This is a genomic window from Frigidibacter sp., from assembly GCF_030695035.1.
Lineage (GTDB): Bacteria > Pseudomonadota > Alphaproteobacteria > Rhodobacterales > Rhodobacteraceae > Frigidibacter.
On sequence record NZ_JAUYTT010000005.1, the window covers coordinates 100,791 to 122,545 of the forward strand.

The window sequence follows — 21,755 nt, forward strand, 5'->3', positions numbered from 1 at the left end:
GCTCAGCCCCGGAAGGCCGTGACTTCGACCTCGATCAGCATCTCGGGGCGGATCAACCCGGCAATCACCATCGTGGCGGCAGGGCGGATCTCGCCCAGATGCGCGCCCAGAACCGGCACCACGGCATCGACCAAGGCGGCATCGGTCAGCGTGTATTGCACGCGCACGATATCCTCCATCGCAAAGCCCGCCTCGGTCAGCGCCCCGCGGATCGTGGCAAAGCAGTTCTGCGCCTGCTGCGCCACATCCTCGGGCATGGTCATCGTCGCATAATCATAGCCGGTGGTGCCCGACACGAAGCACCAACCGCCTTTCACCACGGCGCGGGAGTAGCCCATCGTGGCTTCGAAGGGTGAGCCGGAAGAGATACGTTTCATGCGAAACACCCCGCAACGAACTTGGCGAAGGCATCGGCCCGGTGGCTGAACGTGTTCTTCAGCGCCGGATCCATTTCCCCAAAGGTGATGTCATGGCCAACCGGCATGAACATCGGGTCATAGCCATGCCCGCCTGCGCCGCGCATCGGCCAGACCAGAGTGCCCTCGACCTTGCCTTCGAAAACCTGATCCGACCCATCCGGCCAGGCCAACACCAGCGTGGAGCGGAACCGCGCCGTGCGGGGCAGGGGTGCCGCCTTCGCCTCGCACTCCGCCCAGGTCCGGGTCATCGCCATCACGAAGTCGCGCCCGTTCGGCGTTTCCGCCCAATCGGCGGTGTAGACGCCGGGCGCGCCCTCCAGCGCATCCACCTCGATGCCGCTGTCATCGGCCAGCGCCGGCAGGCCCGTGGCCTTCGTAGCCGCATGGGCCTTGATCCGCGCATTGCCGACAAAGGTGCTCTCGGTCTCTGCCGGTTCCGGCAGGCCAAGTTCGGCCGCGCCCACCACCGTCACGCCGAAGGGGGCGAGCAGCGCCGCCATTTCCTCCAGCTTGCCGGCATTGTGGGTCGCAACCAGCAGGCGGTCGCCCTCGAACCGCGCCATTACGCCACCGCCGCTTTCTGCGCCGCGACCAGCTCTGCAATCCCGGCCTCGGCCAGGTCCAGCAGCTGCCCCATCTCGCCGCGCGAGAAGGTCGCGCCCTCGGCCGACATCTGCACCTCGATCAGCTTGGCCGATCCGGTCAGGATGAAGTTGCCATCGGTGCCCGCCTCGCTGTCCTCGAGGTAATCGAGGTCCAGCACCGGCTGCCCCGCATAGATGCCGCAGGAGACGGCCGCCACATGCTCCAGGATCGGGTCGGTGGAAATCTGCCCGCTTTTCAGCAGCTTGTTCACTGCCAGCCGCAGCGCGATCCAGCCCCCGGTGATCGAGGCGCAACGCGTGCCGCCATCGGCCTGGATCACGTCGCAGTCCACGGTGATCTGCCGCTCCCCCAGAGCGCGGGTATCCACGCCCGCCCGCAGCGCCCGGCCGATCAGCCGCTGGATCTCCTGCGTGCGGCCCGATTGCTTGCCCGCAGCCGCCTCACGCCGGTTGCGGGTATGGGTGGCGCGGGGCAGCATCCCGTATTCCGCCGTGACCCAGCCCTTGCCGGTGCCCTTCAGGAAGGGCGGCGCCTTTTCCTCCAGCGAGGCGGTGCACAGCACATGGGTCTCGCCGACCTTGATCAGGCAAGATCCTTCGGCGTGTTTGGTGACCCCCGTTTCGATTGAAATCGGGCGCATTTCGCTTAGTTTCCGGCCAGAGGGGCGCATGGGCTTTCCTTTCTTCGCGTTTGCGGCCAATTACAGGCCGCACCCGGCGCGATGCAACCCCGGACTGCCCCGACACCCCATGCAAAGCAGCGTTGACGCCAGCCCCGCAGCCTTTCTAATGGGCCGGCGCGATAGGACGGGAATGATGAACGACGGGTCCAGAATCCTCGCTGAAATGAATGACCGCAGCCGCGAGGTGTTTCGCCGTGTGGTCGAGGGCTATCTGGACAATGGCGAACCCGTTGGCTCGCGCACCCTGACCCGCAGCATGAGCGAAAAGGTCAGCGCCGCGACGATCCGCAACGTGATGCAGGATCTGGAATATCTCGGCCTGCTCGACAGCCCCCATATCTCGGCCGGCCGGATCCCGACCCAGCTGGGCCTCAGGATGTTCGTGGACGGGCTGATGGAGGTCTCCACCGTCTCCGCCGCGGACCGCGAGCGCATCGACGCCACCATGGGCGGCAACGAGCCCGATGTCGGATCGCTACTGGACCGCGTCGGCTCTGCCCTTTCCGGTATCACCCGCGGCGCCAGCCTGGTGCTGGCCCCCAAGCATGAAGCCCCGATCCGCCATATCGAATTCGTCAGCCTCGCCGCCGACCGCGCGCTGGTCGTGCTGGTCTTCGCCGATGGCCATGTCGAGAACCGCGTCTTCCGCCCGCCCGCCGGCCAGACCCCCAGCTCGCTGCGCGAGGCGGCCAATTTCCTCAACGCGCTTGCCGAGGGCCGCACCCTTTCCGAGCTTCGCACCCATATGGGCCGCGAAATCGCCCTGCGCCGGCAGGAGCTCGACGGCCTCGCCCGCGAAATGGTCGAAAGCGGCATCGCCCTGTGGGAAAACGAGGGCCTCCCCTATGAGCGGCTGATCGTTCGCGGCCGCTCCAACCTCGTCGGCGCGGCCGAAGCCGAGGAACTCGACCGTATCCGCAGCCTCTTCGATGACCTCGAACGCAAGCGCGACATCGCCGATTTCCTCGAACTCGCCGAAACCGGCGACGGGGTGCGCATTTTCATCGGGTCAGAGAACAAGCTTTTCTCACTTTCGGGTTCCTCTCTGGTGGTCTCTCCCTATATGAACGCTGACCGTAAGATCATCGGCGCCGTCGGCGTCATCGGACCGACGCGGCTGAACTACGGGCGCATCGTGCCGATTGTCGATTACACGGCGCAGCTGGTCGGGCGTCTGCTGTCCGACCGGGGCAAGGGATAGAATATGAGCGAGATGAAAAAGGACGAAATCCTGGAAGACCAGGCCCAGATCGCCGAACCGGCGGACGAGGCGGCTTTCGACGAGATCGAGGCCATCCGCGCCGAGCGCGACGAATTCCGCGACCGCTTCATGCGCGCGCTGGCCGATGCCGAGAACTCGCGCAAACGGGCGGAACGTGACCGGCGCGAGGCCGAGCAATATGGCGGCTCCAAGCTCGCCCGCGACCTGCTGCCGGTCTATGATGCGCTCCGCCGCGCGCTGGATGCGGCAGGGGATGAACAGCGCGCCGCGGCTTCTGCGCTGATCGAGGGCGTGGAGCTGACGCTGCGCGAGCTGATCAAGGTGTTCACCAAGCACGGGATGGAACCGATCGTGCCCCAGGTCGGCGACCGCTTCGACCCGCAGCAGCACCAGGCGATGTTCGAGGCGCCGCTGCCCGGCACCAAGGCCGGTGACATCATCCAGGTGGCGACCGAAGGCTTCATGCTGCATGACCGCCTGCTGCGCCCGGCGCAGGTGGGCGTGAGTTCGACGCCGAAGTCCTGAGCCCTGCCGTTGCAGCGGGGGGCTTCGCGCCCCCCGCACCCCCCGCGGGATATTTGGACCAAAACGAAGCAGGTAACGAGTTCTTAACCATACGCCGCCAGAGTGGCGGCACGGTACAGGCGGGGACGCCGATGACCGTCCAAGACGAAGCGGCCCGCGCCAGGGGATTGGTGCGGGCCGTGCTCATTCGTTTTGGCCTAAATATCCCGGGGGTGCGGGGGCTGGCCCCCGCTTACTCCCGCTCCGCCAGCGCCGCCTTGAGCGCATAGAGCGCCGCCAGTGCCTCGCGCGGCGTCATCTCGTCGGGATGCAGCGCTGCCAGCCGTTCCTCCAGCACCGAAGGCCTTGAAACCACAGGCACCGGGGCAGGGGCCACCCGCGCCATGCTGAACAGCGGCAGGTCATCCACCACCGCCTGCCGCCTTGCGCCGCCCTCGCGCTCGCCCTTTTCCAGCGCCTCCAGCACTACCTTGGCGCGCTCGATCACCGCCGTGGGCAGGCCCGCCAGCCGCGCCACCTGCACGCCATAGCTGCGGTCGGCCGCGCCGCGCAGCACCTCGTGCAGGAAGATCACCTCGCCCTCCCATTCCTTCACCCGGACGGTGGCGTTCTCCACCCCCTCCAGCTTGGCGGCGAGCGCGGTCATCTCATGGTAATGCGTGGCAAAGAGCGCCCGGCAACGGTTGGCGCCATGCAGATGCTCCAGCACTGCCCAGGCGATCGACAGCCCGTCATAGGTCGCCGTGCCGCGGCCAATCTCATCGAGGATCACCAGCGCCCGGTCATCGGCCTGATTGAGGATCGCGGCCGTCTCCACCATCTCGACCATGAAGGTCGACCGCCCCCGCGCCAGATCATCCGCCGCGCCCACGCGGCTGAAAAGCTGGCTCACCAGCCCGACATGCGCCCGGGCCGCCGGCACGAAGGCCCCCGCCTGTGCCAGCAGCGCGATCAGCGCGTTCTGCCGTAGGAAGGTCGACTTGCCGGCCATGTTCGGCCCGGTCAGCAGCCAGATCGCCGGTGTGCCGCCCTCCGTCAGCGCGCAGTCATTGGCCACGAAGGGCGCGCCGCTTCGCTTCAACGCGCGCTCCACCACCGGATGCCGCCCCGCCTCCACCACGAAGGCGCGGCTGTCATCCACCAGCGGCTCGCACCAGTCGCCGCCCGCCGCCAGATCGGCGAACCCCGCAGCAAGATCGATCCCGGCCAGCGCCCGCGCGGCCTCGCCAATCGCCGCCGCCTGCTCCATCACCGCGCGTTTCAGGCTGTCATAGAGCCGCTTTTCGATCTCCAGCGCGTGATTGGCCGAGTTCAGGATCCGCGTTTCCATCTCGTTCAGCGGCAGCGTGGTGAAGCGCACCTGATTGGCGGTGGTCTGGCGGTGGATGAAGGTCTCGTTCAGCGGCGGCGCCAGCATCCGTTCGGCATGGGTGGCCGTCGTCTCGATGAAATATCCCAGCACGTTGTTGTGCTTGATCTTCAGCGCGGGAATCCCTGTCCGTTCGATATACTCCGCCTGCATCCGTGCGATCACGCCGCGGCCTTCGTCGCGCAGCGCGCGCGTCTCATCCAGTTCCGCGTCGAAGCCCGGCGCGATGAAGCCGCCATCGCGCACCAGCAGCGGCGGTTCGGCGGCCAGCGCGGCGCCCAGCAATGCCACCAGCGGCTCCTGTCCGCCAAGCGCCGCCACAGCCTCGGCCAGCAGCCCCGGAGCCTCCGCCCCCGCCAACCGCGCCGCGATGCGTTCTGCCTGCTCCAGCCCGGTGCGGATCGCCACCAGATCGCGTGGCCCGCCGCGGTCCAGCGCCAGCCGGCTCAGCGCGCGGTCTATGTCCGGGCAGCGGCGCAGATCCTCGCGCAGATCCTCAAGCAAGCGGCTCTGTTCCAGCAGGAATCGCACCGATTCCAGCCGCGCGCGGATCTGGCCAAGGTCGCGCGAGGGCGCCGAGATCCGCCGTTCCAGCAGCCGTGCGCCCCCCGCCGTCACCGTCCGGTCGATGGCCGCCAGCAAGGAGCCCTCGCGCCCGCCCGACAGCGCCTGCGTCAGCTCCAGGTTCCGCCGTGTCGCCGCATCGATCTGCATCGCGGCCCCGGCGATTTCCTGCACCGGGGCGCGCAGCAGCGGCAGCTTGCCGCGCTGCGTCAGCTCCAGATAGTCGACCAGCGCGCCCATCGCCGACAGTTCGGCCCGCCCGAAGCTGCCAAAGGCCTGCAGGCTGCCGACTCCATACAAGGCACAGAGCCGCTTTTCCGCGCCCAGACTGTCGAATGACCCCCGCGACAGCGGCGTCAGCGCGGCGCGGAAATCAGAGACTATTCCTGCACAATCGGCCTCTCGCGCCTCGCTGACCAGCACCTCGCGGGGGGCCAGCCGCGCCAGCTCCGGTGCCAGCCGCACCATCGGGCAATCCATCACCCGGAACTCGCCGGTGGAGATATCGGCCCAGGCCAGCGCCGCCTCGCCGCGCACCTCGGCCCAGGCGGCGAGGTAGTTGTGGCGGCGCGCCTCCAGCAGGCTTTCCTCGGTCAGGGTGCCCGGCGTCACCAGCCGCACCACATCGCGCGCCACCACCGATTTGCTGCCGCGCTTCTTCGCTTCGGCCGGGTCTTCCATCTGCTCGGCAATCGCCACACGAAAGCCCTTGCGGATCAGCGTCAGCAGATAGCCCTCGGCGGCATGGACCGGCACCCCGCACATCGGGATATCCTGCCCCAGATGCAACCCGCGCTTGGTCAGCGCGATGTCGAGCGCGGCCGAGGCGGCCACGGCATCGTCAAAGAACATCTCGTAGAAGTCGCCCATCCGGTAGAACAGCAGCGCCCCCGGATTGGCCTCCCTGATCTGCAGATATTGCGCCATCATCGGCGTGACGGTCGGTTCGGACACGCGGCACTCCCTTTTGTGACGCCGGACCCTAGCGGAGCGGGGCGGGCGCGAAAAGGCCCCCTGCCGCGGCGCGGCTTGCACAAAGCGTTGTGACAACGCTGCAGGGGCGCTAGAACGCGCAGGCTTGCAGGAGGAGCCAGCCCCACATGTCCATCAAGACCCGCATCACGCCCGAAGAGGCGCTGGCCTATCATCTCGACCCGACGCCCGGGAAATACGAGATCGTCGCCACCACGCCGATGGCCACGCAGCGCGACCTGAGCCTCGCCTACAGTCCCGGCGTTGCGGTGCCGGTGCAGGCCATCGCGGACCGGCCCGAGACGGCCTATGACTATACCGTCAAGGGCAACATGGTCGCCGTCATCTCGAACGGCACCGCGATCCTTGGCATGGGCAATCTCGGCGCGCTGGCCTCCAAGCCGGTGATGGAGGGCAAGGCGGTGCTGTTCAAGCGCTTCGCCGACGTCAACGCCATCGACATCGAGCTGGATACCGAGGATGCGGAGGAGATCATCAAGGCGGTCTCCCTCATGGGCCCCACCTTCGGCGGCATCAACCTTGAGGATATCAAGGCCCCCGAATGCTTCATCATCGAGCAGCGCCTGAAGGAAATCATGGACATTCCAGTGTTCCATGACGACCAGCACGGCACGGCGGTGATCTGCGCCGCGGGCCTGATCAACGCGCTGGAGATTACCGGCAAGAAGATCGAGGATGTGAAGATCGTCCTCAATGGCGCGGGCGCCGCGGGCATCGCCTGCCTTGAACTGCTGAAGTCGATGGGCGCCCGCCATGACAACTGCATCATGTGCGACACCAAGGGCGTGATCTATCAGGGCCGCACCGAGGGCATGAACCAGTGGAAATCGGCCCATGCCGCGCGCACAGAGGCGCGCACGCTGGATGACGCGATGAAGGGCGCCGATGTGTTCCTCGGCGTCTCTGCCAAGGGCGCGGTCACCGCGGACATGGTCGCCAGCATGGCCGACAACCCGGTGATCTTCGCCATGGCGAACCCCGACCCCGAGATCACGCCCGAAGAGGCCCATGCCGTGCGCGCCGATGCCATCGTCGCCACCGGCCGCAGCGATTATCCCAATCAGGTCAACAACGTCCTCGGCTTCCCCTACCTCTTCCGCGGCGCGCTCGACATCCACGCCCGCGCGATCAATGACGAGATGAAGATCGCCTGCGCCCGCGCCCTTGCCGAACTGGCGCGAGAGGATGTGCCCGATGAGGTGGCGATGGCCTATGGCCGCAAGCTGAGCTTCGGGCGCGACTACATCATCCCCACCCCCTTCGATCCGCGGCTGATCTACGTGATCCCGCCAGCCGTGGCCAAGGCCGGCATGGATACCGGCGTCGCCCGCCGCCCGATCATCGACATGGCCGGCTATGCGCAATCCCTGCGCGCCCGGATGGACCCGACCGCCAGCATCCTGCAGGGCATCCACGCCCGCGCCAAGCGCGCGCAGGCCCGCATGATCTTTGCCGAAGGCGATGACCCCCGCGTTCTGCGCGCCGCCGTCGCCTGGCAACGCGCCGGGCTTGGTCAGGCGCTGGTCGTCGGGCGCGAGGCGGATGTGAAGGAGAAACTCGAAGCCGCCGGCCTCGGCGATGCCAGCCGCGAGCTGCAGGTGGTCAACGCCGCCAATACCCGCCATCTCGATGCCTATCGCGACTTCCTCTACCGCCGCCTGCAACGTCAGGGCCTCGACCGCGAGGATGTCCACAAGCTTGCCTCGCGCGACCGGCATGTGTTCTCGGCGCTGATGCTGGCGCATGGCCATGGCGATGGCATGGTCACCGGCGCCACCCGCAAATCGGCGCATGTGCTGGAGCTGATCAACCACGTCTTCGACGCCCAGGCCTCCGATGGCGCCGTCGGCATCACCGCCGTGCTGCACAAGGGCAAGATCGTGCTGATCGGCGACACGCTGGTGCATGAATGGCCCGACGAGCATGACCTTGCCAATATCGCCGAGCGCGGTGCGCAGGTGGCCCGCGGGCTGGGGCTGGAACCGCGCGTAGCGTTCCTCTCCTTCTCGACCTTCGGCTATCCGGTGTCAGAGCGTGCGACCAAGATGCATATCGCGCCGCAGGTGCTCGATGCCCGGGGCGTGGATTTCGAATATGATGGCGAGATGACCGTCGATGTGGCGCTGAATCCGCAGCAGATGGCGCATTACCCGTTCTGCCGTCTCACCGGCCCCGCCAACGTGCTGGTGGTCCCGGCGCGGCATTCCGCCAGCATCTCGGTCAAGCTGATGCAGGAAATGGCCGGCGCCACGGTAATCGGGCCGATCCTGACCGGCGTCGAAAAGCCGATCCAGATCTGCTCTACCAACTCCACGGTCAACGATATCCTCAACATGGCGACCATCGCCGCCTGTCGGCTGGGGCAGCTGGGCTAGATGATCTACAACCTCGGTTCGATCAATATCGACCATGTCTACCGGGTGCCGCATCTGCCGGCGCCCGGTGAGACGCTGGCGGCGACCCACTACACGGTCGGCCTCGGCGGCAAGGGCGCGAACCAGTCGGTCGCGGCGGCGCGGGCCGGGGCGCGGGTGCTGCATATCGGCGCAGTTGGGGCAGAGGGTGCATGGGCGCGGGACCGCATCGCGGGCTACGGCGTCGATGTCGCGCAGATCGCCGTGCTGCCGGTGCCGACCGGTCACGCGATCATCACCGTCGATCCGTCCGCGGAAAACAGCATCGTGCTGTTCCCCGGCGCGAATCAGGCGCTCGACCTTGCCACCGTGCAGGCGGCGCTGGTCGGCATCGGCCCGGCGGACACGCTTCTGGTGCAGAACGAAACCGCCCATGCCCCTGCCGCCGCAGCCCTCGCCCGGGCGCAGGGCGCGCGGGTGATCTGCTCCGCCGCGCCCTTCGACCCTGATGCGGTGCAGGCTATGCTGCCCCATACCTCCATCCTTGTCCTGAACGCGGTGGAGGCGGACCAGCTCTGCGCCGCTTTGGGGTGCACGCTGGATCAGGTGCCGGTCCCCGAACTCCTCGTCACCCGCGGCAAGGACGGGGCAGAGTGGGTCTCCAACGCCACCGGCGCCCGCGCCCACGCTGCGGCACTGAAGGTGCAGGCCGTCGATACCACCGGCGCCGGCGACACCTTCGCCGGCTATTTCGCCGCTGCCCTCGATGCCGGACAGACCCCGGCACAGGCGCTGACCCTTGCCGCTGCCGCCGCCGCGCTGAAGGTCACGAAGGCCGGCACCGCCGACGCGATCCCCGACCTGTCCGAAGTGACGGATTTCCTGTCGCAGCGGGGCTAGGCTTCCCCCGTCTGCCCGCCTAACCTTCCGCCAAAGCAGGAGCGCGCGCCCATGACCGACACCGCCGACCACGTCACCACCCACCAGGCCGAAGACGATGCCCGCAACGAACAGATCCTGATCTGGGTCAACGGCCGCGTGGTGCCCAAGGCGCAGGCGATGGTCAGCGTCTATGATTCGGGCTTCATGCTGGGCGATGGCGTGTGGGAGGGCATCCGCCTTTACGACGGCACCTGGGCCTTCCTCGATGAACATATCGAACGCCTGTTCGAGGCGGCAAAGGCCATCGACCTCGACATCGCCCTGACCCCCGATCAGGTGAAGCAGGCAATCTTCGACACGCAAGAAGCCAACGCCATGCAGACCGATGCCCATGCCCGGCTGATGGTCACCCGCGGCGTCAAGCACCGGCCGTTCCAGCACCCCTCGCTCAGCCGATCCGGCCCGACGATGGTGATCATCATGGAACATTCCCGTCCCAAGATCCCGCGCCCGATCCGGCTGGCCACCGTGCCGCATCTGCGAGGCCTGCCGATGACGCAGGACCCCAAGCTGAACTCGCATTCCAAGCTCAACTGCATCCTCGCCTGCATCGCCGCCGAAAAGGCCGGCGCGGACGAGGCGTTGATGCTCGACCTGCATGGCTTCGTGAACACCACCAACGCCTGCAACTTCTTCATCGTCCGCAAGGGCGAGGTCTGGACCAGCACCGGCGACTACTGCATGAACGGCATCACCCGCGGCAAGGTCATCCGCCTGTGCCGCGACAACGGCATCCCGGTGTTCGAGCGGAACTTCTCCCTCGTCGATACCTACTCCGCCGATGAGGCTTTCCTGACCGGCACCTTCGGCGCGCAGACGCCCGTCAGCATGATCGACGGGCGAGTGATCGGCAACGGCGAGATGGGCCCGATGACCCAGCGTCTGCGCGGGCTCTACAAGGGACTCGTGGCGGCATGATGCGGCAATCGTATGTATGGTATCTGCATAACTTCTGCATGGGTTCTGCATGATGCGGATCGCCATGTGGTCAGGCCCCCGCAACCTCTCGACTGCGATGATGTACGCCTTCGCCGCCCGCGGCGATTGCGCCGTCTGGGACGAGCCGTTCTATGCCGCCTACCTCGCCGCCACCGGCCTTGATCACCCGATGCGGGCGGAGATATTGGCGGCGCATGAGGCGGATCCGGGCAAGGTGGCAGCCGCCTGTTCCGGCCCGATTCCGCAGGAACAGAGCCTGTTTTACCAAAAACACATGACCGTCCACATGATCCCGGGCGTGGGTCGCGGCTTCATGCGCGACTGCGTGAACGTGTTCCTGATCCGTCATCCTGCCCGGGTGGTGGCCAGCTACGCAAAGAAGCGCGAAGGGCCGACCTTGCCCGACATCGGCTTCGTCCAGCAGGCGGAACTGTTCGACGAGGTGACGGGTTGGCTGGGCCACCCCCCGGTCGTTGTCGACAGCCTCGACATCCGCGCTAACCCGAGGGAAACGCTTCAGAAACTGTGCCAGTCCATCGGCATCCCCTTCACCGACAACATGCTCACCTGGCCCGCCGGAGGCCACCCCTCCGACGGTATCTGGGCCCCGCACTGGTATGGCGCGGTGCATCGCTCCACCGGCTTCGAAGAGCCGGAAGGCCCGTTGCCGGAGCTCTCGCCAGAGTATCAGGCGCTGGCCGATCAAGCGCTGCCGCATTACGAACGGCTGGTGGCGTTCAAGATCTGAAAAGTCGTGCTTTTGGCCGGAATAGAGACTGTTTCGGCCAGATACCGCCTTTGGTCAAGCACCGAAGGCGGGTTTACCCGGCGGCCGACCGCGCTAGAGTTGGGCTCTGACCCGATCCCCCGGGATCCAAAGGGTTCGCCGACCATCCAGAAGGGTTTCGCGTGGATTATCAAAGATCTCCCCTGCCGTTCACCTGCGAAAAGCGCCCCGCCTCGGGTGCCTTGGGTGTGGTGGTCACCAACGCCCCGCTTGGCTCCGCCGCGGGGAATGAGATGCTGGCGGTGGGGGGCAATGCCATCGACGCGGCCGTGGCGGCGATGCTGACGCTGACGGTGGTCGAGCCGATGATGGTCGGCATTGCCGGGGGCGGTATCACCCATATCCGGTTGGCGGATGGCCGGCATGTGGTGATCGACGCGCTGTCCGTCGCGGGGCAGGGCGCGCGGCCGGACATGTTCGAGACCGTGTCGGACCTGCCGCCGACCTATATGGACACCGCGGGCCGGCGCAACATGGTCGGCGCCTCGGCCGTGGCGGTGCCGGGCAATCTGCGCGGCTGGTGTTTGATGCATGAACGCTATGGCAAGTTGCCCTTTGCCGATGTGATCGCCCCGGCGATCCGGGCGGCGGCCTCCGGCTTTGTGGTCAGCAACTACCTGCACGGCGCCCTGCGTGAGCATCAGCAAGACCTGCTGGCGGATCCCGAGATGGCGCGGCTGTTCCTGCCGGGTGGCGCGCCGGTGCCGGTCGGCCACCGGTTTGTGATGGCGGACTATGCAGAGAGCCTGCGGCTGATCCAGGCCGAGGGCGCGGACGCACTGCATGGCGGAGCACTCGGGCGGGCCTTGGTGGACCGGCTGGCCAGCGGCGGCCATGTGACGCTGGACGATCTGGCGGCCTACCGCGTGGTCGAACGCGAGGCGATCTTCAGCAGCTACCGCGGCCACATCATCGCCGGGCCACCGCCGCCCGCCTCCTCGGGCGTGCATGTCGCGCAGATGCTGAACATGTTGGAGCCGCATGACATTCGCGGCATGGGCTTCGGCAGCGCCGACAGCCTGCACCTGCTGGCCGAGGTGATCCGCGTGGCGTTCGAGGACCGCCGCGCCGCCTCGGGCGACCCGGATTTCGTGGATGTGCCGGTCGGGAAATTCATCTCCGAGGACTACGCCCTCGCCTGCCAAAGTCGCCTGCGCGATGTGGCGCAGCCGGGCGCGCCCGGGGTGCAGGGCCATGAAAGCCGCGACACGACGCATCTGACGGTGGCGGATCGCGAGGGAAATGTCGTCGCCTCCACCCACACGCTCAACGGATTGTTCGGCGCGCGGATCATGGTGCCGGGAACCGGGATCATCCCCAACAACTACATGCTGAATTATGACCCGCACCCGGGGCAGGCGCTGTCGATCGCGCCGGGCAAGCGGGTGCCGACCTCGATGGCGCCGATGATGGTGCTGAAGGACGGCCGCCCGCTCTATGCGCTTGGGCTGCCGGGGGCGGTGCGGATCTTCCCATCCGCCATGCAGGCCATCGTCAACCTGATCGACCACGGCATGACTCTGCAAGAGGCGGTGGAGGCGCCGCGCCTCTGGACCGACGGCCCGCATGTCGAGCTGGAGCCGGCCTATGCGGGCATGGCCGATGCGCTGCGGGCGAGGGGGCATAAGGTGCAGCTGGCCAAGACCATCGGCGGCGGTATGAACGCCATCGCGTTTGACCCTGACGGCATGATGACCGGTGCCGCCTGCTGGCGCGCCGATGGCACCGTCATGGCACAGGGCGGCGGCCTTGCGCGCCCGGGCGTGCGCTTTCAGATCTGACCACGGAGATTCCGATGACCACTGTTGTGATGCTCGACCCTGCCATGCCCGACCGGCTGGAGCGGATTGCGGCCTTCCTGCCGGCGGGGTGGAACCTGACGACGGCCGCCTCCCGTTCGCCCGAGGATCAGCTTGCGGCGATCAGCGGCGCGCAATATGCCATCACCGGCGATGTGCCGGTGACAGCGGCGATGATGGCGGCGCCGGGGTTGAAGGCCGTGCACAAATGGGGCGTCGGCTATGACGGGATCGACCTCGAAGCCGCCCGGCAACACGGAGTGCGGGTGCTCCGGACCACGGGGTCGAACGCGGTGACGGTGGCAGAAACGACGCTGGGGCTGATCCTGTCGGTGAACCGCAATCTGGTGCGGGGACATGTGGGCATCCTCGGTGGGGACTGGCTGAAGGGCTCGCTTGCGCCCACCTCGATGACGCTGTCGGGCAAGACGGTCGGGATCGTCGGCATGGGATATATCGGCAAGGCGCTGGTCCGGCTTCTGCGCGGCTTTGGCTGCACGGTGATCTACACCAAGCGCAGCCCGCTGCCTGCGACGGAAGAGGCGGAGCTTGGCATCCGCTTCGCCCCACTGGCGGAGATGTTGGCCACGGCCGATGTGGTGACGCTGAACTGCGAGCTGAACGCCTCCACCCGCGACATGATCGGCCGCGATCAACTGGCGCTGATGAAGCCGAGTGCGATCTTGATCAACGCTGCCCGCGGCGGGGTGCTGGACGAACAGGCACTGGCCGACGCGATCCGCGAGGGCCGGCTGCGCGGCGCCGGCATCGACGTGTTCGCGGCCGAGCCGATCCAGCCCGGCAACCCGCTGCTGGGGCTGGAGCGCGTGGTGCTGACGCCGCATATCGCTGCAATCTCGGCCGACAGCTTTGCGACCTCGCTGACCCGCATGTTCGGCAATCTTCAGGCCATCGAGACGGGCAAGGCCCCGCGCGAGATCGACATCCTCGTCTGACCGCAGGTCAAGGCGCGTCCGTGCCGACAGCATCCATGCCAAGCTCGCCCGCGATCCGCCGTGACACACGGCGCGTGGTTTCGAGGAAGTCCAGAACGATGGGCGAGCTCTCCCCCCCGGGCCATGCCGCCACCAGCTCGATGGCGCGGGGCAGCTCCGGGACGGGGCGGAACTCGAGGTAAGGCGAGCGGATATTGGTGATCCAGGCCGGCATCACCGCCACCCCCAGCCCCGAGGCGACATGCGCCGCGACCGAGGTGGTGTGGGTGCATTCCTGCACGATCCGCAGATGCAGGCCGGCGCGCCGGAACTCGTTCATCAGCAGCGTGGCATAGCTGGCGCCAAGGATGGGCGCATAGCCGATCAGGGGTTCTTGCGCGAGGTCCTGCAGGCTCACCGACTCTTGCGCCGTCAGCCGATGGCCCGTGGGCAGCGCCGCAACGAACCCCTCGCGCATCAGTGTCTCCACCTGCGCATGGGGCGGCCGTTCGGTCGGGCGGATGAAGGCGACGTTGATCTCGGCCAGTTCAAGCCTGCGCAGCTGTTCCGAGGTGCTGAGGTGGATGATATCGACGATGACCGCCGGCCAGGCCTTGCGGAACTCCGCAAGGATTGGCGGAATCACATGTGTCATCGCTAGATTGACGCCTGCGACGGTGATCCGGCCCGTCGTCTCCCCTGCCATCGCGCGGGTCTGCGCGACGGCAAGGTCCATTCCCCCCAGCAGGCCGCGCGCGTGGCGCAGCAGCGTATCGCCCGCCGCCGTCAGCCGGGTGCGGCGGGTGGTGCGGTGGAACAGCGCCACGCCAAGCCGTTCTTCCATCGCGCGGATCTGTTGGCTGAGCGGGGCCTGCGCGATGCCAAGCCTTTGGGCTGCGCGGCCAAAGTGCAGCTCCTCTGCGAGGCAGACGAAATAGCGAAGCTGGCGAAGGTCGATCCCGGTATTCATATGCAGAACATATCAAACCATTGCTGATTAGGGAATTGATCTCGCTGCAGTCGCATGGTTCGCTGAACTCTTACCCGGACAGGCAAGAGGTTCATGACCCGTTTCTGGCTGATCAAACTTGTGCGCACGGTGATCACGCTGTGGTTCGTTGTGACCTTCGCGTTCATCGTGCTGCGCACCTCGGGCGACCCGGTTGTGGCGCTGCTGGGCGCCGACGCCATGCCGGACGAGATCGAGCATTTCCGCGAGCTTTGGGGGCTGGATCGGTCACTTTTCGCCCAATATGTCAGCTATGTGGGCCAGATGGCGACGGGGCAGTTCGGCAACTCGTTGCGCGACAGCCGCCCGGTGCTGGAGATCATCCTGGAGCGTTTGCCGGCGACGGCGCAGCTGGGGCTTGCGGCCTTCATCATCGCCGCGATCATCGGCATTCCGGCGGGCATCGTCGCGGCGCTGCGGCGCGGGCGGTTGACCGACCGGATCGTGATGGTCTTCGCGGTCTTCGGCTTTGCGCTGCCGAACTTCTTTCTGGGCATCCTGCTGATCCTTCTGTTCTCGCTTTACCTGCAAATCCTGCCGTCCTCGGGCACGGGAACCTTCCTGCACCTGCTTATGCCCTCGGTCACGCTGGCCACCTTCACCGCCGGCACGCTGGCCCGCTTCACCCGGTCCGCGATGCTCGAGGTGCTGGAAAAGCCCTATATGCGCGCCGCCTCGGCGCGCGGGGTGCCGTTCTGGCAGCGCGTGCTGTTCCACGCCCTGCCCAACGCCGCCATTCCCATCGTCACGGTGATCGGCCTCAACCTCGGGCAGCTGGTCGCCGGGGCCATCGTGATTGAATCGGTGTTCGCCTGGCCGGGGATCGGGCGGCTGCTGGTAGTGGCCGTGTCGCAGCGCGATCTGGCGGTGGTGCAGGGGCTGGTGCTGGTGATCGCGGTGACGATGGTCCTGGCCAACCTGATCGTGGACCTGCTCTACGGTCTTCTGGATCCCCGTATCCGCGAGGGCGCGAAATGAGCCGTCCGAACGTCATCACCGTCATGGCCAGCAGCATTCTGGTCGCAGCCGTCGCCGCCGCCGTGTTCGGCAATGTCTTCACCCCGCATCTGGTCACCGATCAGGCGCTGATGAGCCGCTTGCAGCCCCCCGCCTTCATGGGCGGCAGCGCCGAGTTTCCGCTGGGGACTGACCGGATCGGGCGTGACATGGTCGCGCGGTTGGTCGCCGGGCTGCAGATGTCATTGTCGGTGGCGCTGGCGGGCACGCTGATCGGGGCGATCTTCGGCACCTTCGTCGGCTTCCTCGCCGCGCATTTCCGCGGGCTGACCGAGGAAATCCTGATGATGTTCGTGGATTTCCAGGCCTCGCTGCCCTTCATCCTGATCGCGCTGACGCTGCTGGCGTTCTTTGGCAACTCCATGGTGCTGTTCGTCATCCTGATGGGGATGTTCGGCTGGGAAACCTATGCAAGGCTGGCCCGCGGCGTGGTGCTGTCAGCGCGCGCGCAGCCCTATGCCCGCGCGGTCGAGGCTTTGGGGGCAGGTCCGGGGCGGCTCTACCTGCGCCATATCCTGCCCAATGTCGCCTCGGCGCTGATCGTGCAGGTGACGCTGACCTTCCCGCAGATCATCCTGCTGGAAACCTCGCTGTCCTTCCTGGGGCTGGGGATCCAGCCGCCGAACACCAGCCTGGGGCAGATCCTGGGCGACGGGCGCGATTACCTGTCCACCGCCTGGTGGATCTCGGTCTGGCCGGGGGCGCTGATCTTCCTGATCACCCTCTCGATGTCGCTGCTGGGGGATGCCCTACGCGACCGGCTGGATCCGATGCTGAAGACGAGAACCACCTGAAACCCTGAAATCCAACCGGAGGCTAGCCGATGATCAGCAGACGCAACTTTGGGAAATATTCGCTTGGGGCCGGGGCGGCGACGCTGTGGTTGCCGAAGTCGCTGGCTCACGCGCAGGACGGGGTCCGCCCGACGCTGACCATCGCCGTCGACAATCTCTGGGCCAATATCAACACCATCAACGGGATTTCGACCACCACACGGCGGTTCTTCCCCAACATCTACTCGCATCTGGTCGAGCGGGACTACATCGCAGATGAGCAGGGGCTGGCGCTGGTGCCGGGCCTTGCGACCGAATGGTCGCGCGATGGCAAGGTCTGGACGATCAAGCTGCGCGAGGGCGTGAAATTCCACAACGGCGAGACGATGACCGCCGAGGATGTGGCCTTCACCCTTGGGCCGGAACGGCTGTGGGGCGAGAGCCCGTTCGAGCCGCGGGGCAAGACCTTCACCGCGGGCTTCGTGCGGGTCGAGGCCATCGATGACCTGACGGTCGAGATCGAGACAGAGCGCGAAGACCCCTACATCCCCGGCAAGCTGACAGGCTATATCGGGTTCGTCGTGCCGAAGGCGGCCTATCTGGAAATGGGCGTCGATGCCTTTGGACAGGCCCCCATCGGCACCGGCCCCTACCGGGTGACGCTGTTCCGGTCCGGCGAAGTGCTGGAGATGGAGGCGTTCGACGACTACTGGGGCGGCACGCCGCCGGCCGAAAAGCTGATCTGGCGCATCGTGCCGGAATTTGCGGGCCGGATGGCGGGGCTGGTCTCGGGCGAGTTCGACTTCATCGCCAACATCCCCACCGACCAGGAAGCGCAGCTTGCCAGCTATGACGAAGTGATCGTCGCGCGGGCGCTGGCCGGCAACTACCCGGCATTTGCCTTCAACACCCGGCCCGACCCGGAAGACAACCCGCTGGTGGATGTGAACCTGCGCAAGGCAATGGTGCAGGCCATCGACATGGACGCCATCGTGCAGGCGCTGTTCGGCGAGACGACCTTCCACCCCGCCGTGCCGTTCAACTTCCCCGAATATGGCGATTTCTACGACCCGGACATGGTGAACCCGCTGCCCTATGACCCCGAGGCGGCGCAGGCGCTGGTCGAGGCTTCTGGCTATGACGGGCAGGTGTTGCGCTGGCACATCACCCGGCAGTTCTACCCGAACTACGAAGCCGCGGCAGAGATCATGGTCGAGCAGTGGCGCCAGATCGGCGTCAACGTGCAGGCGGTGATCCTCGACAACTTCGAGCTGGTCTATACCCGCCCCTACCACCTGATGAACATGTCGATGTCGACGGACTTCATCCCCGGCGACCCCTATCAGCCGCTGTGGCTGGACTGGGGCCCGACGGCAAGCCGGTCTACCGCGCATTGGAAGACCTGGGACCCGACGCCGGAATATCTGGCCGCTGGCAAGGAGTTCGAGGAAGCAGTGGAGTTCGAGGAGCGCAAGGCTGCCTATCTGAAGCTGTCGCAGGCCTGGCAGGACGTGACCCCGGGGTATTACCTGTGGAAGAGCGTCTATAACTGGGCCCACCGCGCCGATATCGAGTTCGTGCCGCGCCCCGATGGCGAAATGCGCCTCTTCGGCGATTACATGACGCTGCCGGCGTGAAGCACGCGCTGAAAGACATGACGGTCGCGGAGTTCCGCGACCGTCTGGCCGAGGATCCGGTGATCCTGCTGCCGCTTGGCAGCCATGAGGAGCAGGGCCCCCATGCGCCGATGGGCGATTATCTTCTGGCCGAAGAGATCGCCCTGCGCGCGGCCAAGGCGTCGGGTGCCATCGCCGCGCCCTGCCTGCCCTTTGGCTATGCCGAATTCTTCCGCGGCTATCCTGGCGGCATCCAGCTGCGGGCGGCGACGTTCTGCGCGGTGATCGAGGATATGGCGACCTCCTTCCTCGACCATGGCATCCGGCGGCTGCTGATCGTGAACGGGCATTCCACCAACGCCTCGCTGATCGATCAGACGCTGCGCGGCATCCGCCGCCAGACAGGGGTGGCCGTCGCCTCCATCGACCTGTGGCGGTCTATCCCGGATAGCCTGTGGACGCAGATCCACGGCCCTGGCGCCGCTCAGGCGCGCGGGCATGGCGGCGATCCTGTCACCTCTGTCTCGATGTATCTGCGTCCCGACACGATGCGCCCCGACCTGATGCGCGCCGCTGTCCCGGCACAGGCGATGGGGCTGCCGGCCATGGGCGTAAGCGGCGTGCGCTTCGAAGGCTTGCCGCTGAACCTGCCGCTGGACGGGCATGAGTTGCACCCCGACGGGATGCTGGGCGGCGATCCGGCGCTGGCCTCGGCCGAGGCGGGGCGGCTGATCGTCGAGCATCTGACGGGGCATTGCGCGCGGCTGGTGGCCCACTTGCGCCAGCACGACCCGCGCCAGCTTAATGCCGGGGCAGGGGGGGCAGGAGCATGACAGACCCGATTCCGCAAACTGGCCCACTGATCGACATCCGCCATCTTTCGGTGCCGCTGCCACGCGGCGCCGACCGCCCCTTCGCGGTCGAAGACCTGTCGCTGACGCTGAACCGGGGCGAGATCCTGTGCGTCGTCGGCGAAACCGGGTCGGGCAAGTCGCTGACCGCGCTGTCGCTGATGGGGCTGCTGCCGACCAACCTGCCACGCCCGCAAGGCGAGATCATGTTCGAAGGCCGCGACCTTCTGCGCCTGTCCCGGAGCGAGCGGTTGCGGCTGTCGGGGCGGCGGCTGGCGATGGTGTTTCAGGAACCCATCGCGGCGCTGAATCCGATCTACCGCGTCGGCGCGCAGGTGTCCGAAGTGTTCCGCCTGCATACCGACCTGAAGGCCGCCGAGATCCGCGAGAAGGTGATCGAGCTGTTCCGCGAGGTGCGCCTGCCCGACCCCGAAGCGATCTTGCGCGCCTATCCGCACCAGCTGTCGGGAGGGCAATGCCAGCGGGTGATGATCGCCACCGCGCTGGCGCTGGACCCGGCGCTGCTGATCGCCGATGAGCCGACGACGGCGCTGGATGTGACCACGCAGGCGCAGATCCTGAAGCTTATGCTGGACCTGCGCAGCACGCATGGCACCGGCATCTTGTTCATCACCCATGACTTCGGGGTGGTGGCAGAGATTGCCGACCGGGTGGCGGTGATGCGCCACGGCAAGCTGGTCGAGATCGGCACCCGCGATGCGGTGCTGAACGATCCGCAGGCCGACTATACGCGGCAACTGATCGCTGCCGTGCCGCGACTTGCCCCCAAGACCACGGCGGCCGTGCTGGGCGAGCCGGTGCTGCGCGCCGAAGGGCTGACCAAGACCTACAAGACCCGCACCCTGATCGGCGCCAGCCGCGAGGTTGCGGCGCTGAAGGGTGTGGATGTAACCCTGCGGCGCGGCGAGACGCTCGGCCTTGTCGGGGAAAGCGGCAGCGGCAAGTCCACGCTGGCGCAATGCGTGATCCGTCTGGTGGAACCGGACGGGGGCGAGGTTGTGATCGACAACGGCGCCTTCACCGGCCTGACCGGCAGTGCCCTGCGCCATGCCCGGCGCAAGGTACAGATCGTGTTCCAGGACCCCTACACCGCGCTCGACCCCCGCCACGCGGTCGGCGACGCGATTGCCGAGGGGCCCATCATCCACGGCCTGCCACGCGAGGAGGCAAAGGCCCGCGCGCTGGACCTGATCGAGGCAGTGGGGCTGGAGCGCAGCGCCGCCCGGCGCTTTCCGCATGAGTTTTCGGGCGGCCAGCGCCAGCGCATCTGCATCGCCCGCGCGCTCGCCGTGCAGCCCGACCTGCTGATCGCCGACGAGAGCGTGTCGGCGCTGGATGTGTCGGTGCAGGCGCAGATCCTCGAGCTGCTGGCGCAGATGCAGAAGGATCTGCAATTCGGCCTGCTGTTCATAACCCATGACCTGCGCGTCGCCTCTCGCATCTGCGACCGGATCGCGGTGATGCAGCGCGGAGTGATCGTGGAGCAGGGACCGGCGGCCGAGCTGTTCGCCAATCCGCGCGAACCCTATACCCGCGAGTTGCTGTCGGCCGTGCCCGGGCGCGACTGGCAGGACCGCCCGAGCCAAGGACAGCAGCCATGAAGAAATACCAGATCGGCCCGCGCCCCGAGGCGGTGGAGGAGGCGCTGCTTGTCGGCTTCCGCGAGGTGGAGATTGCCACCATCGGCCATTTCCGCCACCGCGGCTTTGTTAGCCGCGAGCTGCGCCCGATTGCGCCGATCACAGGCACGCTGACCGGCACTGCGGTGACGGTGGCGATCCCCGGCACCTGTTCGACCATGCTGCACCATGCGATGTCTGTGGTACGGCCCGGCGATGTGGTGGTGATCGATCGTCTGGGCGATACGCGCCACGCCTGCCTTGGCGGCGGAGTCGCCTTTGCCGCCAAGGTCGCCGGGGCGGTGGCGGTGGTGCTCGACGGTCCCTGCACCGATTCCGATGAGATCATCGAGGTCGGCCTGCCGGTGTTCTGCACCGGGGTTTCGGCGATCACCACGCGGCTCAACGATCTGGGCGGCGCGGTGAACCTGCCGGTGTCTTGCGGCAACGTCCCGGTGATGCCCGGCGATCTGGTGGTGATGGATGCCTGCGGCGTGCTGATCCTGCCGCCGGACGAAGCGCCCGAGGTGCTCGCCGAGGCCGTGGCACGGCAGGCCCGCGCAGGCCGCAACCGCGGCCTGATCGAGGCAGGGCAGAAGCTGGGCGATCTGTCGGGCGCCAGCAAGATGATCGCCGCGGCGCTGGAAGGGTAGAGCCAAGGTCAGGCTGTCACGCTCTCCAGTGCCGGAGGGCAACTGGCTGTGACGGCCAGC

Annotated in this window: 19 protein-coding genes; 14 read left to right on the forward strand and 5 right to left on the reverse strand. The window is 67.0% G+C overall.

What is annotated here, in order from left to right; genetic code table 11:
- Window positions 1–2 precede the first annotated feature (2 nt).
- Genes Q8S30_RS02480 through rph form a run of 3 tightly spaced genes read right to left on the reverse strand, consistent with a single transcriptional unit; the run spans window position 3 to window position 1,695 of the window.
- Entirely contained in the window at window positions 3–377 is a 375-nt protein-coding gene (locus tag Q8S30_RS02480) for a RidA family protein (RefSeq protein ID WP_305664454.1), read from the reverse strand.
- A complete protein-coding gene (rdgB, locus tag Q8S30_RS02485) occupies window positions 374–982 on the reverse strand; it encodes an RdgB/HAM1 family non-canonical purine NTP pyrophosphatase (protein WP_305664455.1) in 609 nt (202 codons plus the stop codon). Before rdgB ends, Q8S30_RS02480 begins: the two co-directional genes overlap by 4 nt.
- Complete coding sequence (gene rph / locus Q8S30_RS02490; protein WP_305664456.1) at window positions 982–1,695, reverse strand: ribonuclease PH; 714 nt, start codon at window positions 1,693–1,695, stop codon at window positions 982–984. The genes rdgB and rph overlap by 1 nt, the downstream gene beginning before the upstream one ends.
- Before the next feature lie 145 nt (window positions 1,696–1,840).
- Between rph and hrcA the strand changes: the two genes are divergently transcribed.
- Both hrcA and Q8S30_RS02500 read left to right on the forward strand, forming a co-directional pair.
- A complete protein-coding gene (gene hrcA, locus Q8S30_RS02495; RefSeq protein ID WP_305664457.1) occupies window positions 1,841–2,908 on the forward strand; it encodes a heat-inducible transcriptional repressor HrcA in 1,068 nt (355 codons plus the stop codon).
- A gap of 3 nt (window positions 2,909–2,911) precedes the next feature.
- Complete coding sequence (locus Q8S30_RS02500; protein WP_305664458.1) at window positions 2,912–3,454, forward strand: nucleotide exchange factor GrpE; 543 nt, start codon at window positions 2,912–2,914, stop codon at window positions 3,452–3,454.
- A 232-nt stretch (window positions 3,455–3,686) separates the two neighbouring features.
- On the opposite strand, the gene mutS is transcribed toward Q8S30_RS02500, so the two are convergent.
- Window positions 3,687–6,317 (reverse strand): DNA mismatch repair protein MutS, encoded by a 2,631-nt coding sequence (gene mutS, locus Q8S30_RS02505; protein ID WP_371135431.1) that lies wholly within the window; start codon window positions 6,315–6,317, stop codon window positions 3,687–3,689.
- Window positions 6,318–6,487: 170 nt separating this feature from the next.
- On the opposite strand from mutS, the gene Q8S30_RS02510 reads away from it, so the two are divergent.
- From Q8S30_RS02510 to Q8S30_RS02535, 6 genes are all read left to right on the forward strand, one after another.
- Window positions 6,488–8,755: an NADP-dependent malic enzyme gene (locus tag Q8S30_RS02510; RefSeq protein WP_305664460.1), complete on the forward strand. Its 2,268-nt coding sequence runs from the start codon at window positions 6,488–6,490 to the stop codon at window positions 8,753–8,755.
- On the forward strand, window positions 8,756–9,634 hold the full coding sequence (locus tag Q8S30_RS02515; protein WP_305664461.1) for a PfkB family carbohydrate kinase: 879 nt from the start codon (window positions 8,756–8,758) through the stop codon (window positions 9,632–9,634). It abuts the gene before it with no gap.
- A gap of 51 nt (window positions 9,635–9,685) precedes the next feature.
- Complete coding sequence (locus Q8S30_RS02520; protein WP_305664462.1) at window positions 9,686–10,594, forward strand: D-amino acid aminotransferase; 909 nt, start codon at window positions 9,686–9,688, stop codon at window positions 10,592–10,594.
- 52 nt (window positions 10,595–10,646) lie between these two features.
- A complete protein-coding gene (locus Q8S30_RS02525) occupies window positions 10,647–11,363 on the forward strand; it encodes an HAD family hydrolase (RefSeq protein WP_305664463.1) in 717 nt (238 codons plus the stop codon).
- A gap of 161 nt (window positions 11,364–11,524) precedes the next feature.
- A complete protein-coding gene (ggt, locus tag Q8S30_RS02530; protein ID WP_305664464.1) occupies window positions 11,525–13,183 on the forward strand; it encodes a gamma-glutamyltransferase in 1,659 nt (552 codons plus the stop codon).
- A gap of 14 nt (window positions 13,184–13,197) precedes the next feature.
- A complete protein-coding gene (locus Q8S30_RS02535) occupies window positions 13,198–14,157 on the forward strand; it encodes a 2-hydroxyacid dehydrogenase (protein WP_305664465.1) in 960 nt (319 codons plus the stop codon).
- 7 nt (window positions 14,158–14,164) lie between these two features.
- On the opposite strand, the gene Q8S30_RS02540 is transcribed toward Q8S30_RS02535, so the two are convergent.
- Window positions 14,165–15,106: a LysR substrate-binding domain-containing protein gene (locus Q8S30_RS02540; protein ID WP_305664466.1), complete on the reverse strand. Its 942-nt coding sequence runs from the start codon at window positions 15,104–15,106 to the stop codon at window positions 14,165–14,167.
- 93 nt (window positions 15,107–15,199) lie between these two features.
- On the opposite strand from Q8S30_RS02540, the gene Q8S30_RS02545 reads away from it, so the two are divergent.
- The 6 genes from Q8S30_RS02545 to Q8S30_RS02570 are packed head-to-tail and all read left to right on the forward strand — an operon-like array spanning window position 15,200 to window position 21,695.
- Complete coding sequence (locus Q8S30_RS02545; protein WP_305664467.1) at window positions 15,200–16,123, forward strand: ABC transporter permease; 924 nt, start codon at window positions 15,200–15,202, stop codon at window positions 16,121–16,123.
- Entirely contained in the window at window positions 16,120–16,956 is an 837-nt protein-coding gene (locus Q8S30_RS02550; protein WP_305664468.1) for an ABC transporter permease, read from the forward strand. Before Q8S30_RS02545 ends, Q8S30_RS02550 begins: the two co-directional genes overlap by 4 nt.
- A gap of 29 nt (window positions 16,957–16,985) precedes the next feature.
- Complete coding sequence (locus Q8S30_RS02555; protein WP_305664469.1) at window positions 16,986–18,572, forward strand: ABC transporter substrate-binding protein; 1,587 nt, start codon at window positions 16,986–16,988, stop codon at window positions 18,570–18,572.
- 17 nt (window positions 18,573–18,589) lie between these two features.
- Window positions 18,590–19,384, forward strand: coding sequence for a creatininase family protein (locus tag Q8S30_RS02560; RefSeq protein ID WP_305664470.1), 795 nt, complete (start codon window positions 18,590–18,592; stop codon window positions 19,382–19,384).
- Window positions 19,381–21,024: an ABC transporter ATP-binding protein gene (locus Q8S30_RS02565; protein WP_305664471.1), complete on the forward strand. Its 1,644-nt coding sequence runs from the start codon at window positions 19,381–19,383 to the stop codon at window positions 21,022–21,024. The genes Q8S30_RS02560 and Q8S30_RS02565 overlap by 4 nt, the downstream gene beginning before the upstream one ends.
- Window positions 21,021–21,695 carry an RraA family protein gene (locus tag Q8S30_RS02570; protein WP_305664472.1) on the forward strand — a complete coding sequence of 225 codons (675 nt, stop codon included), beginning with the start codon at window positions 21,021–21,023 and terminating at the stop codon, window positions 21,693–21,695. The genes Q8S30_RS02565 and Q8S30_RS02570 overlap by 4 nt, the downstream gene beginning before the upstream one ends.
- The last annotated feature ends 60 nt before the right edge of the window (window positions 21,696–21,755 follow it).

Excerpts from the sequence above, each read along its gene's own strand:
- Q8S30_RS02520 (WP_305664462.1), top strand. The coding sequence starts at position 9,686 with ATGACCGACACCGCCGACCACGTCACCACCCACCAGGCCGAAGACGAT.
- Q8S30_RS02510 (WP_305664460.1), top strand. The coding sequence starts at position 6,488 with ATGTCCATCAAGACCCGCATCACGCCCGAAGAGGCGCTGGCCTATCAT.
- Q8S30_RS02515 (WP_305664461.1), top strand. The coding sequence starts at position 8,756 with ATGATCTACAACCTCGGTTCGATCAATATCGACCATGTCTACCGGGTG.
- Q8S30_RS02550 (WP_305664468.1), top strand. The coding sequence starts at position 16,120 with ATGAGCCGTCCGAACGTCATCACCGTCATGGCCAGCAGCATTCTGGTC.
- Q8S30_RS02555 (WP_305664469.1), top strand. The coding sequence starts at position 16,986 with ATGATCAGCAGACGCAACTTTGGGAAATATTCGCTTGGGGCCGGGGCG.
- Q8S30_RS02545 (WP_305664467.1), top strand. The coding sequence starts at position 15,200 with ATGACCCGTTTCTGGCTGATCAAACTTGTGCGCACGGTGATCACGCTG.
- rdgB (WP_305664455.1), bottom strand. The coding sequence starts at position 982 with ATGGCGCGGTTCGAGGGCGACCGCCTGCTGGTTGCGACCCACAATGCC.
- mutS (WP_371135431.1), bottom strand. The coding sequence starts at position 6,317 with ATGATGGCGCAATATCTGCAGATCAGGGAGGCCAATCCGGGGGCGCTG.
- Q8S30_RS02500 (WP_305664458.1), top strand. The coding sequence starts at position 2,912 with ATGAGCGAGATGAAAAAGGACGAAATCCTGGAAGACCAGGCCCAGATC.
- Q8S30_RS02540 (WP_305664466.1), bottom strand. The coding sequence starts at position 15,106 with ATGAATACCGGGATCGACCTTCGCCAGCTTCGCTATTTCGTCTGCCTC.
- Q8S30_RS02535 (WP_305664465.1), top strand. The coding sequence starts at position 13,198 with ATGACCACTGTTGTGATGCTCGACCCTGCCATGCCCGACCGGCTGGAG.
- Q8S30_RS02565 (WP_305664471.1), top strand. The coding sequence starts at position 19,381 with ATGACAGACCCGATTCCGCAAACTGGCCCACTGATCGACATCCGCCAT.
- hrcA (WP_305664457.1), top strand. The coding sequence starts at position 1,841 with ATGAACGACGGGTCCAGAATCCTCGCTGAAATGAATGACCGCAGCCGC.
- Q8S30_RS02570 (WP_305664472.1), top strand. The coding sequence starts at position 21,021 with ATGAAGAAATACCAGATCGGCCCGCGCCCCGAGGCGGTGGAGGAGGCG.
- Q8S30_RS02480 (WP_305664454.1), bottom strand. The coding sequence starts at position 377 with ATGAAACGTATCTCTTCCGGCTCACCCTTCGAAGCCACGATGGGCTAC.
- rph (WP_305664456.1), bottom strand. The coding sequence starts at position 1,695 with ATGCGCCCCTCTGGCCGGAAACTAAGCGAAATGCGCCCGATTTCAATC.
- Q8S30_RS02525 (WP_305664463.1), top strand. The coding sequence starts at position 10,647 with ATGCGGATCGCCATGTGGTCAGGCCCCCGCAACCTCTCGACTGCGATG.
- Q8S30_RS02560 (WP_305664470.1), top strand. The coding sequence starts at position 18,590 with ATGACGGTCGCGGAGTTCCGCGACCGTCTGGCCGAGGATCCGGTGATC.